Here is a 15,410-nt window from a genome sequence, read left to right as displayed (position 1 = left end):
TGGCGGGTGGAGCAAAGCAGGACGGAAATCATAAAAAATCAGGTTTAGCCAGGAACAGCGGGGCTCACAAGCGATTCAGGGTCACGCAATTCGCGCACCAGACCCACGGCAAACAGGGCCGATGCAGACAAGTTCCGATCATATGGCACAGCTCTTGCATTAGCTGAGCCGGGCGCAACGACGCGCTCAAACGAGATGACAGCCATGCCGGTTCTGCGCACAACGAAGTCGCGCAGTCGCAGTCTGTCCAACGCCAGTGCTTGCTGGTGCGCCTTTGCATAAGGCGCGGATCTCCTCTACCCCCTAATTTCTGGCATGTGGCCCCGCCACATCCGCTTGAGTCTTCTCGTCCTTGGAGTGGCTACTATGAAAAAATCGAAACTGGTAATGATTGGCAACGGCATGGCCGGCGTGCGCACCATTGAGGAATTGCTCAAGGTGGCCCCGGACCTGTACGACATCACCGTCTTTGGTGCCGAGCCCCACCCCAACTACAACCGCATCTTGCTGAGCCCGGTGCTGGCTGGCGAGCAGACGCTGGACGAGATCGTGCTGAACTCCTTTGAGTGGTACACCGAGAACAACATCACGCTGCACGCTGGCAAAAAAGTGGTGGAAGTGGACCGTGTCAAACGCATCGTCAAGGCGTCGGACGGCACTGAGGCCGAATACGACCGCCTGCTGATCTGCACTGGCTCCAACCCTTTCATCCTGCCCATCCCCGGCAAAGACCTGGAAGGCGTGATCGCCTACCGCGACATTGCCGACACCAACGCGATGATCGACGCGGCCACCAAGTACAAGCACGCCGTCGTCATCGGTGGTGGCCTGTTGGGTCTGGAAGCGGCCAACGGCCTGATGCTGCGCGGCATGACCGTGAGCGTGGTGCACGTGATGCCGACGCTGATGGAGCGCCAGCTGGACACCGTGGCCGGTGGCCTGCTGCGCAAGTCGCTGGAAGAGCGTGGCCTGCAGTTCCTGATGGGCGCTCAGACCCAGGAGCTGGTGGGTGGTGAAGATGGCCGCGTGAAGAGCATCAAGTTCAAGGACGGCACCGAAGTACCGGCCGACCTGGTGGTGATGGCTGTGGGCATTCGCCCCAACACCGAGCTGGCCTCCAGCATGCGCCTGCATGTGGACCGCGGCATTGTGGTGACCGACACCATGCAAACCGTGACCGACGCCCGCATCTACAGCGTGGGCGAATGCGCAGCCCACCGCGGCATTGCCTATGGCCTGGTGGCCCCGTTGTTTGAGCAGGCCAAAGTGGCCGCCAACCACCTGGCCATGTACGGCATTGGCCGCTACACCGGCTCGCTCACCTCCACCAAGCTGAAGGTGACAGGCATTGATCTGTTCTCGGCCGGCGACTTCACGGGCGGCGACGGCACCGAAGAAATCGTGATGAGCGACCCCTTTGGCGGCGTCTACAAAAAGCTGGTGATCAAGAATGACAAGCTGGTGGGCGCCTGCATGTACGGCGACACCGTGGACGGCAGCTGGTACTTCAAGCTGCTGCGCGACGGCCGCAGCATTGCCGATATCCGCGACAAGCTGATGTTTGGCGAGAGCGGCTCCAACATCGGTGACGTAGGCCACCAGGGCCAGAACAAAGCCGCCGCCATGGCCGACAGCGATGAGGTCTGCGGCTGCAATGGCGTGAACAAGGGCACCATCTGCAAGGCCATCCGCGAGAAAGGCCTGTTCACGCTGGACGAGGTCAAGAAGCACACCAAGGCCAGCGCATCCTGCGGCTCCTGCACCGGCTTGGTGGAGCAAATCATCATGTTCACCGCCGGTGGCGACTACTCCGCCACGCCCAAGACCAAGGCCATGTGCGGCTGTACCGACCATGGCCACCAGGCCGTGCGCGACGCCATCGTGAAGGAAAAATACCTCACCATCGCGCAAGTGCAACAGGGCATGGGCTGGAAGACTCCCAACGGCTGCTCCAGCTGCCGCCCTGCGCTGAACTACTACCTGATCAGCAGCTGGCCCAAAGAAGCCAAGGACGACCCACAAAGCCGCTTCATCAACGAACGCAGCCACGCCAACATCCAGAAGGACGGCACCTACTCCGTCATCCCGCGCATGTGGGGCGGCGAGACCACGGCCGACGAGCTGCGCCGCATTGCCGATGCTGCCGACAAGTACAAGGTGCCCACCATCAAGGTCACCGGTGGCCAGCGCATCGACTTGCTGGGCGTGAAGAAGGAAGACTTGGTCGGTATCTGGAAAGACATCGGCATGCCCTCCGGCCACGCCTACGCCAAGGCACTGCGCACGGTGAAGACGTGTGTGGGATCTGAGTGGTGCCGCATGGGCACGCAAGACAGCACGCAAATGGGCAAGGACCTGGAGCGCGCGATGTGGCGCATGTATGCACCGCACAAGGTGAAGTTCGCCGTCTCCGGCTGCCCGCGCAACTGCGCCGAGGCTGGCATCAAGGACGTGGGCGTGATCGGTGTGGACAGCGGCTGGGAAATGTATGTGGCCGGCAACGGCGGCATCAAGACCGAGGTGGCGCACTTCCTGGTGAAGGTGAAAACCGCGGCCGAAGTGCTGGAGTACACCGGTGCGTTTTGCGAGCTGTACCGCCAAGAGGGCTGGTACCTGGAGCGCACCGTGCATTATGTGAACCGCGTGGGCCTGGACTATGTGAAGAAGCGCATTCTGGAAGACCACGAGGGCCGCAAGGCGCTGTGGGAACGCCTGCAGTTTGCGCTGGACGGTGAGCCCGATCCCTGGTTCGACTTCAAGGACGCGCAGGTCGACACCCGCCAGTTCGAAGCTGTCAAAGCCTGAGGGCCACCGCCATGCAACGCAGAACCCTGATTGCTGTAGCCGCTGCCGGTGGGCTGGGTCTGGCACTGCCAGCCCAGGCCCAGGTGGTGGACCTGAGCGACGCCATCAACAAGGCCGGACGCCAGCGCATGCTGAGCCAGCGCATGGGCAAGGCCTGGCTGGCCCTGCTGCAAAACGTGGAAAAGACCAGCGCGCAAACCGTGTTGGACAAGTCCATGTCGCTGTTTGACCGCCAGCTCGCCGAGCTCAAAGGCTTTGCCCCCACACCCGACGTACAGGCCACCTACGGCAAGCTCGACGCAGCCTGGTCCGAGTACAAGACCGCGCTGGTGGGCAAAAGCCCCAACCGCGAAAACGCGGGCAGCCTGCTGCAGCTGGACGCCAAGGTGCTGGCACTGGCGCACCAGGGCACGGTGCAGTACGAGGCGGCGCTGGCCAAGCCCGTGGGCAAGCTGGTGAACATTGCCGGGCGCCAGCGCATGCTGAGCCAGCGCATGGCCAAGTTCTACCTGGCCGCCACGCTGCCGGTGGATGCCAGCGTGGCTACGGCCGAGATTGCCAAGGCGCGCAACGAGTTCACCGCCGCCATGGAGCTGCTGCGCAACGCGCCCGAGGCCACCCTGCGCATCAAGGACGAGCTGACGCTGGCCGATGCACAGTGGGTGTTCTTCGACATGGCCCTTAAGCAGCTGCAAGAAGGCGCACAACGCCCCCGGCCCATGGCCGAGATATTCATCAGCAGCGAAAACCTGCTGGCGGTGATGGACCGGGTGACCGGCATGTACTCCAGCCTCAAAGCGTAAATTTATACAAAATAGGCCTCTAGCCCCCGTTAACATTGTGCGGGCAGCTACCAAAACAATAGCATTAGGAAGAACAAAATGACCGAATGGACCTTGATCTGCAAGATTGAAGACATCCCCGTGCTGGGCTCTCGCCGTGTGGCGCGCACCCAGGGTCTGGACGTGGCGGTGTTCCGCAACACGCAGGACGAAGTGTTTGCGCTGCTGGACCGTTGTCCGCACAAGGGCGGCCCCCTGAGCCAGGGCATCGTGTTTGGCACCAGCGTGGCCTGCCCGTTGCACAACTGGACGATTGGCCTGTGCGACGGCCAGGCCAGCGCCCCTGACGAGGGCTGCACGCCCAAGTTCGAAGTCAAGCTGGACGGTGACCAAGTGTTTCTGAAAACTACCGAACTGCAAGGCCACGCCACCGACCTGGTGCGCCCCATCGCCGGCCCCGTCAGCCGCAACGCCACCGCCTGACCGTAAGTAGAAGGACACCCAAGCATGACCGAAACGCGCTCCACCTGCCCGTACTGTGGTGTCGGCTGCGGCGTCATCATCGAGTCGCAGGGCGCGCAAATCACCGGCGTGCGGGGCGACCCGGACCACCCGGCCAACTACGGTCGCCTGTGCTCCAAGGGTTCCACGCTGCACCTGACGGCCAGCGAACCGGTCACCCTGCAAACCCGGCTGCTGCAGCCCCTGCAGCGCCTCCAACGCGAAGCCGCGCCCCAGCCCATGTCGTGGGACAGTGCGCTCACGCTGGCCACCGACCAGTTCGCCCGCATCATTCAAAACCACGGGCCCGATGCCGTGGGCTTTTACGTCAGCGGCCAGCTGCTGACCGAGGACTACTACGTCTTCAACAAGCTGGCCAAGGGCCTGATTGGCACCAACAACATCGACACCAACTCGCGCCTGTGCATGAGCAGCGCGGTGGCCGGCTACAAGAAAACGCTGGGCGCCGACGCCCCACCCGCCTGCTACGACGACGTGAACCACGCGCAAACGATTTTCATCGTCGGCTCCAACACCGCGTTCGCCCACCCCATCCTGTTCCGACGTATCGAAGACGCCAAGCGCAAGAACCCCGCGCTCAAGATCATGGTGGCCGATGTGCGCCGCACTGACACCGTGGAGCTGGCTGACCTGTTCCTGCAGATCCAGCCCGGCACCGATGTGATGCTGTTCAACGGCATGCTGCATCTGATGCTGTGGGAGGGCTGGACCAACCCTGCTTACATTGCCGCGCACACCACAGGCTTTGAAGACCTCAAGGCCACGGTGCGCGACTACACACCCGATGCCGTGGCGCAAACCTGCGGCATCAGCAAGGCCGACCTGCTGGAGGCCACGCGCCTGTTCGCCCAGAGCCCAGCCACGCTGAGCCTGTACTGCCAGGGCCTGAACCAGTCCAGCAGCGGCACGGCCAAGAACACCGCCCTCATCAACCTGCACCTGGCCACAGGCCAGATTGGCAAGGCCGGTGCCGGCCCGTTCTCGCTGACCGGCCAGCCCAATGCCATGGGCGGACGCGAAGTGGGTGGCCTGGCCAATTTGCTCTCCGCCCACCGCGACCTGGCCAACCCCGCACACCGCGCCGAAGTGGCCGCGCTGTGGGGAGTACCCGATGTGCCGTCCACCCCCGGCAAGACCGCCGTGGAGATGTTCCAAGCTGCGGCCGATGGTGAGATCAAGGCGCTCTGGATTGCTTGCACCAACCCCGCGCAAAGCATGCCCGACCAGACCACCGTACGCCGCGCGCTGGAGCGCGCCGAGTTTGTGGTGGTGCAAGAGGCTTTCAGCACCACCGCCACCTGCCGCTACGCCGACCTGCTGCTGCCCGCCACCACCTGGGGTGAAAAAGAAGGCACGGTCACCAACAGCGAACGCCGCATCAGCCGTGTGCGTGCCGCCGTGGTGCCACCCGGCGCGCCCGACACCGCCCCGCGCCATGACTGGGCCATTGCCACCGACTTTGCGCAGCGCCTGGAGCGCGCGCTGGGCCGCGACACGACCACCGGCACGCTGTTCCCCTACCCCACGGCCGAATCGGTGTGGAACGAGCACCGCGAATCCACCCGCGGCCGCGACCTCGACATCACCGGCATGGACTACGCCCAACTGGACGCCAAGCCCCTGCAGTGGCCCATGCCCGAAGGTGCCAGCACTGGCAAGGTGCGCCTCTACGAAGATGGCGTGTTCCCCACGCCCGACGGCCGCGCCCGCTTTGTGAATGCGGAGTACCGCGGCGTGGCCGAGCCGCGCGAGGCACGCTACCCGTTCTCGCTGACCACGGGCCGCCTGCGCGACCAGTGGCACGGCATGAGCCGCACCGGCACGCTGGGCCGCCTGTTTGGCCATGTGCGCGAACCCGTGCTGCAAATGCACCCGCAGGACATGGCCCGCCGCCTGATCCAGGAGAACGACCTGGTGCACGTCACCTCACGTCGCGGCTCCATCCTGGTGCCCGTGCAGGCCAGCCCCGAAGTGGGCATGAGCCAGGTGTTCATGGCCATGCACTGGGGCGAAGAATATTTGAGCGGCGTGAGCGCCACCGGCTCCCGGCTTGCCGGAGTCAACGCCCTCACCACCTCGGCCTACTGCCCAGACTCCAAACAGCCCGAGTTCAAGCACGCGGCCGTCAAGGTGCTGAAGGCCGACATGCCATGGACCCTGCTGGCCATTGCCTGGCTACCCGCCACCGAGGTGCTGGCCGTGCGCGGTGCACTGCAAGCCCTGATGTGCCGCTTTGCCTTTGCCAGCTGCGTGCCGTTTGGCAGCGCCGGAGATTCCAAGGGCCATGAGCGCAGCGGTGTGCTGTTCCGGGCGGCCGACCTGGAGGCAGCTTCGGATGAGGTGCTGCAAGAGATCGAAACGCTACTGCAACTGAACGGCGCTGACGTGGTGCGCTACGCCGACAAGAAGCGCGGCCAGCGCCGTGCCGTGCGCCTGCAACGCGCCACGGTCAACGCCACGCTGGAAGGCTTCATGCTGGCCGGCGACACACGCGCCCAAAGCTGGATGACCACGCTGCTGCAGGATGAGCAGCCCGCGCAAAACTACGGCCGCGCGCTGCTGGCGCCCGGTGCCACACCGCCCCTGCCCGTGCAGTCGCGCGGCAAGGTGGTGTGCACCTGCTTCAACGTGACTGACAGCGCCATCAACTCCGCACTGGCCAACTGCACCGGTTTTGCCGCCGATCGCATGGCCACGCTGCAAAGCACGCTGAAGTGTGGCACCAACTGCGGCTCGTGTGTGCCGCAGCTGCAGCGCATGGTGCGCACCAGCATGGAGCCGACCACCGCCTGAGTCACGGACAATCGCCCCATGGCTATCGGCAAATACATCAAAGAAATCGGGCGCGGCAAAGACGGCGCCCGTCCCCTCACCCGTGAACAGGCGGACGACCTTTTCGGTCAGGTACTGGACGGCACGGTCACCGATCTGGAGGTGGGCGCGTTCTGCCTGGCCATGCGCATCAAGGGCGAAACCGCCGAAGAGATGGCCGGCTTTCTGGACGCCACGCGCCGCCGCATGGCGCTGCTGCCCGCCAGCACGCAGCCCGTGGTGGTCATCCCCAGCTACAACGGCGCGCGCAAGCTGCCGCTGCTGACGCCGTTGCTCGCGCTGCTGTTGGCACGCGAAGGCCTGCCCGTACTCATCCACGGCGCCGCCACCGAAGACCGCCGGGTTTTTATATCGGAAGTGCTCGTAGCCCTCGACATTCCTGCGCAAGCAGCTATCAATTCCGTAGCACCAGGTGCGGTGGCGTTTGTGCCCACAGCCCTGCTGTGCCCCGGCCTGCAGCGCCTGCTGGATGTGCGCCGCGTGGTGAACCTGCGTAACCCGGCGCACAGCCTGGTCAAGCTCATGAACCCGGTGGACGGCCCGGCACTGCTGATTAGCAGCTACACGCATCCCGAGTACGCCATCTCCATGGCCGAGACGCTGGCCCTGGCGCAGTCCAACGCGTTGCTGATCCGCGGCACCGAGGGCGAGGCCGTGGCCGACCCGCGCCGCACGCCCAAGATGCAGGCCTTTGTGAACGGCCAGTCCACCGACCTGCAGGCCTACCAAGCCGGCTCGCTCACCGATCTGCCCGAACTCCCCACCAGCACCGATGCGGCCACGACTGCGGCCTACATCCGCGCAGTGCTGGCCGGCAGCCAGCCCGTGCCCGCACCGATTGCGCACCAGGTGGCGCACATTTTGCAAATACACCGCAACCTATGACACACGACCTTTCCAGCGCGCCCTCCAGCGGCCACGTCACCCTTGTGGGTGCCGGCCCCGGCGACCCCGAGTTGCTCACGCTCAAAGCCCTCAAGGCCATCCAGCAAGCCACGGTGCTGCTGGTAGACGACCTGGTGAACGAGGCCATCGTGGCCCATGCCCAAGCCGGCGCCCGCATCATCCATGTGGGCAAACGCGGGGGTTGCAAGTCCACACCGCAATCGTTCATCGAGCGCCTGATGATCACGGCCGCGCTGGAGGGCGAAAACGTGGTGCGCCTCAAGGGCGGCGACCCCTTTATCTTCGGCCGCGGTGGCGAAGAGGTGGAGCATTTGCAGGACGCCGGTGTGCGCGTTTCGGTGGTCAACGGCATCACTGCCGGCCTGGCCGCGGTCACCTCGCTCAACGTGCCGCTGACGCACCGCGAACATGCGCATGGTGTGGTGTTTGTCACCGGCCACGCCAAGCCCGGCGACAGCGGAACCGACTGGCCCGCACTGGCCGCTGCGGCCGACCAGGCCAAACTCACGCTGGTGATCTACATGGGGGTGAGCGGCGCTGCCGACATCCAGCATGGTCTGCTGCAGGGCCTGCCATCGGACACGCCCGTGGCCATCATCCAGAACGCCAGCCTGCCCACCCAGCGCCACGCGGTGTGCGCGCTGCAGGCGCTGCAGGCCACTATCGTCCGCGAACAGTTGGCCAGCCCCAGCGTCATCGTGGTGGGCAATGTGGTGCTGGGCATCCAGGCTGCCAGCTCCTGCGAGATGGCACCTGCAACGTCTGTTTCCGCTCTGGTTAAAAGATTAGGGTAAATACTTAGCTCGGGCATTCTTTTTGCTTATTGAACTCCACGCGAAAGGAATTCCCCCCATGATGACCACCAGTCTCGCCCATTCCCCCGCTTCGGCTTTACTTCCTGTCCGCGCCACCGGCACCCGTGCACCTGCCACGGGGCAGATTTCCGACCTGAACCTCGCCGCGCGCCAGCGCATGCTGTCGCAGCGCATGGTCATGCAAACCCTGTTGGCGGCGAATGGCGATGCCCGCCAGCTGACCGCCGCACACGGCACCTTCCAACTGTTTTGCGACAGCCATGCGCGGCTGCTGGGCACCATCCAAAACTACGATGCCCCCAGCGCACAGCGCCTGCGCACGGTGTACGAAGGTGCACAGGGCGTGAACGCCATCATCCAGACCTTCATGGACCTGATGCGCACCGCGCTGGAGCACATTGCCAGCCAGTCGCGCCGGACCACAGCGGTGCTGGAGAGCATCGTCGATTCCACGGACGGCGTGCTTGAAGCCCTGAACACCGCAACCACTACCTTTGACGTGGTAACCAAAGCCAAAGCCGATTTGCTATTCAAGGAACTCACCGGCATCGTCTCCGACATCCACACCATTGCCCGCGAGGCCAAGGTGGTGAGCTTCAACGCCCAGGTGATGGCCGCACGCGCGGGCCACCAGGGGCGCGAATTTGCGGTGGTGGCCAATGTGCTCTCGGGCATCAGCACCGAGATTGACGGGCTGTCACGCAAGGCGATTGATTTGGCGGATCGGAATCGGCAGCAGGCCTGAACACGGCCTCTTGTGCTCGCGCAGCGCGCTGGGGCCCGCAGCCCGGCGCTCATAGCCCTTCGGGCCCGAAATCGCGCCAAACTGCGTGCCCCAACACGCTACGAACCGTTTCACTCCAACAGGCCGTCCCCTACACTGCGCGCATGCATAGTTTTGACGTGGTGATCATGGGTGCCGGGGCTGCCGGTTTGTTTTGCGCCGGGGTGGCGGGCCAGCTGGGCCTCAAGGTCCTGGTGATCGACCACAGCGAGAAGGTGGCCGAGAAGATTCGCATCTCGGGTGGCGGGCGCAGCAACTTCACCAATGTGGACGTCACCGCGGCCAACTTCCTCAGCGAGAACCCACGCTTTGCCAAGTCGGCCTTGTCGCGCTACACACCAGCCGACTTCATTGGCTTGATGAAGAAACACGACATTGCCTTCCACGAAAAGCACAAGGGCCAGCTGTTTTGCGACCGCTCGGCCGAAGACCTGATTGCCATGCTGCTGGCCGAGTGCGCCGCGGGTGGCGTGGAGCGCTGGCAGCCGTGCAGCGTCAAATCCATACGGTTTCTGGCCGCTAGCCCGCATGGAAATTGCGCGAGCAGCTATGAAATTGAGAGCGACCGCGGTGTCATCCGTTGCGGCGCGGTGGTCATCGCCACTGGCGGCCTGTCCATTCCCAAGATCGGTGCCACCGACTTTGGCTACCGTGTGGCCAAACAGTTCGACTTGCCGCTGGTCACGCCCCGCCCCGCGCTGGTGCCGCTGACCTTTGACGAGGCCGCTTGGGCCCCGTTTTCCCAGCTCTCGGGCCTGTCGCTGCCCGTGGACATTGCCACTGGGGCCAAGAAGACAAGCATGGCGTTTCGCGAAGACCTGCTGTTCACCCACCGCGGGCTCAGTGGCCCGGGCGTGCTGCAAATCTCCAGCTATTGGGCCGAAGGCACACCCATCCGCCTCAACCTGGCGCCTGGCACCGACCTGGCCAGGCATCTGGCCGAAGCCAAAGCGACCTCGCGCAAGCGCATTGCCAACGAGCTGGCCGGCCTGGTACCCAGCCGCCTGGCCGACACCTGGGTAGAACAGGGCAAAACCTGGGGCCACGATTGGCAGCGCCCGGTCAACGAGGCCAGCGACAAGGCCCTGAATGCCCTGGCCGAGCACCTGAGCCGCTGGGAACTCACCCCCACCGGCACCGAGGGCTACCGCAAAGCCGAGGTGACGGCGGGCGGCGTGGATACCAAAGTGCTGTCCAGCCAAACCCTGGAAAGCCACCAACCGGGCCTGTTTTTCATTGGAGAAGTGGTGGATGTGACCGGCTGGCTGGGCGGTTACAACTTCCAGTGGGCCTGGGCCAGCGGCTACGCCTGCGCCCATGGCTTGGCATCGCGCATTAACGCGTTATAATCACGGGCTATTCTGGCAGTCTCCTCATCGGCCAATACTAGTTATAGATGGGGAAATACCGCTGAACGTGGCATGTGGGTCTCGATCTCCCCCCATGACTGGCGACAGCACATTTTGGAATTCATTACGTAATGACAACGATCCGTGTAAAAGAAAACGAGCCCTTTGACGTCGCCCTGCGTCGCTTCAAGCGCACTATTGAAAAATTGGGTTTGCTGACCGACTTGCGCGCCCGCGAGTTCTATGAGAAGCCCACTGCAGAGCGCAAGCGCAAGAAGGCTGCCGCCGTCAAGCGCAACTACAAGCGCATTCGCAGCATGCAGCTCCCCAAGAAACTGTTCTAAGTTTCTGGCCCATGAAGCTGTACGCAGCTTCTGGCCACAAAAAGCTCGCCTGGGGACGCTCCGGCGGGCTTTTTTCATTCTGTAGCCTCACTTTTGTTCCACTTTCAGGAAGCACCGTTATGTCACTCAAAGACCAGATCACCGAAGACATGAAGACCGCCATGCGCGCCAAGGACAGTGAGCGCCTGGGCACCATCCGCCTGCTACTGGCGGCCTGCAAGCAAAAGGAAGTGGATGAGCGCGTGGTGCTGGATGACGTCATGGTGGTGGCCATCGTGGACAAGCTGATCAAACAGCGCAAGGACAGCATCGAAGCCTTCATCAAAGCCGAACGCCAGGAGCTGGCCGACAAGGAAGCGTCCGAAATGAAAGTGCTGCAGGCCTACCTGCCCCAGCGCATGTCTGCCGAGGAGGTGCTGGCTGAGGTGAAGGCCATCGTGGTCGAACTGGGCGCTGCAGGCCCGGGCGACATGGGCAAGGTCATGGGCGTGGTGAAAACCCGCCTGGCCGGCAAAGCCGAAATGGGCACCGTGTCTGCGGCCGTCAAAACCGCCCTGGCAGGCTAAACCACTGCGCTAGGGCTGCACCTTGACCAACGTGGTCACGGCGCTGGCCAGCGCCTGGTTAGGGCTCAGGTTGTCCAGAAATTCCAGCTTGAGCGTGTAGTCCCCCGCAGGCGGGGTCAACCAGGTTTCGGTCTGCCCATCCACAAACTCCATTTCGGCCGCGGTACCGGTTTTGCTGGTCACCGTGAGCTTGAAATGGCCCGTATCTTTCTCCTGCTGGCTCGCATGCGCCACATTCAGGCCAGACGCATGGAACTGCACGCGGAACGGCACTTTCACCTCCGGGCTGGCCACATGGACCTCCAGGCCCTTCTTCACCAGGCTTTTGGGGTCGGTGGCGTTCTTCTGGGTGACGGTGATCTTCAGGGGCTTGCTATACACAAAATGCGGCAGGTGATTTCCGTCGGCCAGCAACATGCGCAGCGTGTAATTACCTGGGGCCAGCGTCAACACGGTCTCCATCTGGCCTTTGCCAAAGTGGATGTACTGGTCGTTGAAAGGCAAGGCTGCCTTGAAATCCAGCGGCAGATCGCGGTTTACCAGCAGGTGGTGGTGGCCGCTTTTGCCGCCCAGCGGCTTGGCAATGGGCGCCAGGCCCCAGCCGCCCGACAGGCCGAACTTGAGCACAAACGGAGTTTCGATGCGGTCACCGGACTTGAGATTGGTGAAATAGGCTTCGGCCTCACCGCGCGGCAAAGCTGCCTGCCACGGGTGCAGCACTCGCGCAGGGGGCACCGGGTTTTGAGCCAGCACCGCAGCGCTGGCAGCCAACGCACCTACGCCCGCTATCCATGTAAAAGCACGCATCAGCAACCTCCCTGGTTTAGCTACCGGCTACTTTCATTTTGTTGATCAGTACCGACCCCACTGTCTTGGCACCATAGTTGTAGGCATCTGCGCCCACAGCCACGATCCCCTTAAGCATGTCTTTCATGTTGCCAGCAATGGTAATTTCATGCACCGGGTAGGCAATGCGGCCTTTCTCGACCCAGAAGCCGCTGGCGCCACGCGAGTAGTCGCCCGTCACATAGTTCACGCCCTGCCCCATCAACTCGGTCACCAGCAGGCCGGTGCCCAGCTTTTGCAGCATGGCGTCCAGGTCGTCACCGGCCTTGGTCAAACGGGAGGTGAAGGTCAGGTTGTGCGAGCCGCCCGAGTTGCCGGTGGTGCGCATGCCCAGCTTGCGGGCCGAATAACTGCTCAAGAAATAACCCTGCACGCGCCCGGCATCCACCACCTTGCGGGCCTGCACGCGCACGCCTTCGTCGTCAAACGGCGAGCTGCCTTTGCCGCGCAGCACAAACGGGTCTTCCTGAATGTCGATGTGCTTGGGCAGCACTTGCTTGCCCAGCGAATCGAGCAAAAAACTGCTCTTGCGGTACAGCGCGCCGCCACTCACGGCCTGCACAAAGGCGCCCACCAGCCCAGCCGCCAGGGGCGACTCAAACAGCACCGGGCATTCCACCGTGGCAATCTTGCGGGCCTTCAGGCGGCTCAATGCGCGTTCGGCAGCGTAGCGGCCCACGGCCTGGGGTGAGGCGAGTTCGTCCGCCGAGCGCATGGAGCTGTACCAGGCGTCGCGCTGCATGTCGTTGCCCTTGCCCGCAATCGGCGACACCGAAAGCGAGTGGCGCGAAGAGGCATAGCCCCCGCGGAACCCGCGTGTGTGGGCGCTAAAAAAATGCGATTGCTGGGCCGATACAGCCGCGCCTTCGCTGTTGGTAATGCGCTTGCTCACGCCCAGGGCGGCGGCTTCGCATTCCAACGCCAACTTGGCGGCTTCTTCACTGGTTACGGCCCATGGGAAGAACAAATCCAAGTTACGGCTGCGATCGGCCACAGACACGATATCGTCGGCATCGGGCAGGCTGGCAAACGGGTCTTCGGCCGTGAAGCGCGCGATGTCGTAGGCCGCGCGTACGGTTTGCTCGATGGCGGCATCCGAAAAATCAGAGGTGCTGGCGTTACCACGGCGGTTGCCCACATAGACGGTCACGCCCAGCGATTTGTCGCGGTTGCGCTCCACATTCTCCAGTTCGCCGTTGCGCACGGACACGCTCAGCCCACAGCCCTCGGACACTTCGGCGCCGGCGTCGGTCGCCCCCAGTTTCTTGGCCTGCGCCAGTGCGGTGTCCACGCGCGACTCGAAAAAGTCGCGGGTGTAGGCAAAGCCGCTGTCGGCCGGTTTGGCCTTGGGAGTGGGAGATGGGGAGGTGCGCCCAGAGGCGGAGGTGGGTTTCTTCATGGCGACGGCTATGATACTTGGCTATGTCACGCAAACTAAAAAAGGGCTATTACGTCAAGGGTCAGTTCGTCGCCGAAGGCAGCGCACTGGACTTGGAGTACAAGCGCGAACTCAAGGGCACGGATGAGCCCACCCGCACCGACCTCAAAAAGGAAAGCACCGAGCTGCAAAAGCTCGGCGAAGACCTGCTGACGTTGCGCACCGAACTCATCACCAAGTTGGACCTGCCCGACAAACTGGTGGAGGGCGTGGCGGAAGCCAAGCGCATCACCAACTTCGAAGGCAAACGCCGCCAGATGCAGTTCATCGGCAAGCTGATGCGCAAGCTGGAACCGACCAAGTGGGACGAAATCCGCGCCGCACTGGAAGAACAGCACATGCCGTCGGCCAAAGAAACCATGGTGCTGCACCAGGCCGAACAATGGCGCGACCGCCTGATTGCCGACGACGATGCGTTGGGCCAATGGCTGACCCTGAGCCCCGCCACCGACAGCCAGAACCTGCGCGCCCTGGTGCGCCAGGCCCGCAAGGATGCCAAGCCAGAGAAACCCGGCGAAGCCCTGCGCCACGGCCGCTCGTACCGCGATATTTTTCAGCTGGTGCGCGAAGCCCTACTGGCCCACCAGGATGGCCCCAGCTCTGACGATGCCGACGATGGGGCCGACTACGACGGAGACGAGACGTGAGTGTTTCGGGGTTTGAGTCGGTAAAAATTGGCATTGTTTCCATCAGCGACCGCGCTTCCAGCGGCGTCTACGAAGACAAAGGCCTACCCGCCCTGCAAGACTGGCTGAGCCGTGCGCTGCACAACCCGATCCAATTCGAAGCGCGGTTGATTGCCGACGAGCAAAAATCCATTGAAGACACACTGATTGCGCTGGTGGATGCGAAATGTGCGCTGGTGCTGACCACCGGTGGCACCGGCCCGGCCCTGCGCGATGTGACGCCTGAGGCCACACTGGCCGTGGCCGACAAGGAAATGCCGGGCTTTGGCGAGCAGATGCGCGCCATCAGCCTGCACTTTGTGCCCACCGCCATCCTCTCGCGCCAGGTGGCGGTGATCCGCAAGCAAACTTTGATCATCAACCTGCCGGGCCAGCCCAAGGCCATTGCGGAGACGCTGGAAGGCTTGAAAGGCGCCGACGGTCAACAGATCGTGCCGGGCATCTTTGCCGCCGTGCCTTACTGCGTGGACCTGATTGGGGGGCCCTATCTGGAAACCGTGGACACAGTCTGCAAGGGCTTTCGGCCCAAGAGCGCGGTGCGACCCGTGCGTAGCTGAACCCACACAGCCGTAAAAAAGGCCCCGAGGGGCAATGCCAGTCAGTTAAGAGCTGACTGGCATTTTTTTGATGGGTACTTGCTGCGCGTAGAGCGTTTGACCTGGCGTGGGAAACTGCGATCCGTGCGTCGCACGGGCAGCACGAAGTAGCGGGCCTGGTCTAGAAGACGCTGCAAGT

14 protein-coding genes are annotated in these 15,410 nt (G+C 63.3%); 12 read left to right on the top strand and 2 right to left on the bottom strand.

Going from position 1 to position 15,410, the window contains the following annotated elements; all coding sequences use genetic code 11:
* The first annotated feature begins 366 nt into the window (after positions 1–366).
* From nirB to AC1DZ5_RS17680, 10 genes are all read left to right on the top strand, one after another.
* A complete protein-coding gene (gene nirB, locus AC1DZ5_RS17725; protein WP_477891446.1) occupies positions 367–2,805 on the top strand; it encodes a nitrite reductase large subunit NirB in 2,439 nt (812 codons plus the stop codon).
* An 11-nt stretch (positions 2,806–2,816) separates the two neighbouring features.
* Complete coding sequence (locus AC1DZ5_RS17720; RefSeq protein WP_477891444.1) at positions 2,817–3,608, top strand: type IV pili methyl-accepting chemotaxis transducer N-terminal domain-containing protein; 792 nt, start codon at positions 2,817–2,819, stop codon at positions 3,606–3,608.
* Between the two features lie 78 nt (positions 3,609–3,686).
* The gene (gene nirD, locus AC1DZ5_RS17715; RefSeq protein WP_477891442.1) at positions 3,687–4,070 is read left to right on the top strand and encodes a nitrite reductase small subunit NirD; all 384 of its coding nucleotides are present in this window, start codon (positions 3,687–3,689) and stop codon (positions 4,068–4,070) included.
* A gap of 24 nt (positions 4,071–4,094) precedes the next feature.
* Positions 4,095–6,902, top strand: a complete 2,808-nt coding sequence (locus tag AC1DZ5_RS17710; protein WP_477891440.1) for a nitrate reductase — start codon at positions 4,095–4,097, stop codon at positions 6,900–6,902.
* Positions 6,903–6,920: 18 nt separating this feature from the next.
* On the top strand, positions 6,921–7,826 hold the full coding sequence (gene ybiB, locus AC1DZ5_RS17705) for a DNA-binding protein YbiB (RefSeq protein ID WP_477891438.1): 906 nt from the start codon (positions 6,921–6,923) through the stop codon (positions 7,824–7,826).
* Positions 7,823–8,641 (top strand): uroporphyrinogen-III C-methyltransferase, encoded by an 819-nt coding sequence (gene cobA, locus AC1DZ5_RS17700; protein ID WP_477891436.1) that lies wholly within the window; start codon positions 7,823–7,825, stop codon positions 8,639–8,641. The genes ybiB and cobA overlap by 4 nt, the downstream gene beginning before the upstream one ends.
* Before the next feature lie 61 nt (positions 8,642–8,702).
* Positions 8,703–9,407 carry a methyl-accepting chemotaxis protein gene (locus tag AC1DZ5_RS17695; RefSeq protein ID WP_477891434.1) on the top strand — a complete coding sequence of 235 codons (705 nt, stop codon included), beginning with the start codon at positions 8,703–8,705 and terminating at the stop codon, positions 9,405–9,407.
* A gap of 143 nt (positions 9,408–9,550) precedes the next feature.
* A complete protein-coding gene (locus AC1DZ5_RS17690) occupies positions 9,551–10,795 on the top strand; it encodes a BaiN/RdsA family NAD(P)/FAD-dependent oxidoreductase (protein WP_477891432.1) in 1,245 nt (414 codons plus the stop codon).
* Between the two features lie 131 nt (positions 10,796–10,926).
* Positions 10,927–11,139, top strand: coding sequence for a 30S ribosomal protein S21 (gene rpsU / locus AC1DZ5_RS17685; protein WP_105262375.1), 213 nt, complete (start codon positions 10,927–10,929; stop codon positions 11,137–11,139).
* Between the two features lie 119 nt (positions 11,140–11,258).
* Positions 11,259–11,705: a GatB/YqeY domain-containing protein gene (locus AC1DZ5_RS17680; RefSeq protein ID WP_477891430.1), complete on the top strand. Its 447-nt coding sequence runs from the start codon at positions 11,259–11,261 to the stop codon at positions 11,703–11,705.
* A 9-nt stretch (positions 11,706–11,714) separates the two neighbouring features.
* Here AC1DZ5_RS17680 and AC1DZ5_RS17675 read toward each other — a convergent pair whose 3' ends face one another.
* Together AC1DZ5_RS17675 and pmbA are read right to left on the bottom strand one after the other, a co-directional pair.
* The gene (locus tag AC1DZ5_RS17675; RefSeq protein ID WP_477891428.1) at positions 11,715–12,512 is read right to left on the bottom strand and encodes a DUF4399 domain-containing protein; all 798 of its coding nucleotides are present in this window, start codon (positions 12,510–12,512) and stop codon (positions 11,715–11,717) included.
* Positions 12,513–12,528: 16 nt separating this feature from the next.
* A complete protein-coding gene (gene pmbA, locus AC1DZ5_RS17670; protein ID WP_477891426.1) occupies positions 12,529–13,950 on the bottom strand; it encodes a metalloprotease PmbA in 1,422 nt (473 codons plus the stop codon).
* A 23-nt stretch (positions 13,951–13,973) separates the two neighbouring features.
* On the opposite strand from pmbA, the gene yjgA reads away from it, so the two are divergent.
* Both yjgA and mog read left to right on the top strand, forming a co-directional pair.
* Positions 13,974–14,636: a ribosome biogenesis factor YjgA gene (gene yjgA / locus AC1DZ5_RS17665; RefSeq protein ID WP_477891424.1), complete on the top strand. Its 663-nt coding sequence runs from the start codon at positions 13,974–13,976 to the stop codon at positions 14,634–14,636.
* Complete coding sequence (gene mog / locus AC1DZ5_RS17660; protein WP_477891422.1) at positions 14,633–15,232, top strand: molybdopterin adenylyltransferase; 600 nt, start codon at positions 14,633–14,635, stop codon at positions 15,230–15,232. Before yjgA ends, mog begins: the two co-directional genes overlap by 4 nt.
* The last annotated feature ends 178 nt before the right edge of the window (positions 15,233–15,410 follow it).

The organism is Rhodoferax sp. P1_F3 (genome assembly GCF_056405715.1).
Note: the sequence above shows the minus strand (reverse complement) of the source record. Positions and strands in the feature narration are given on the sequence as shown.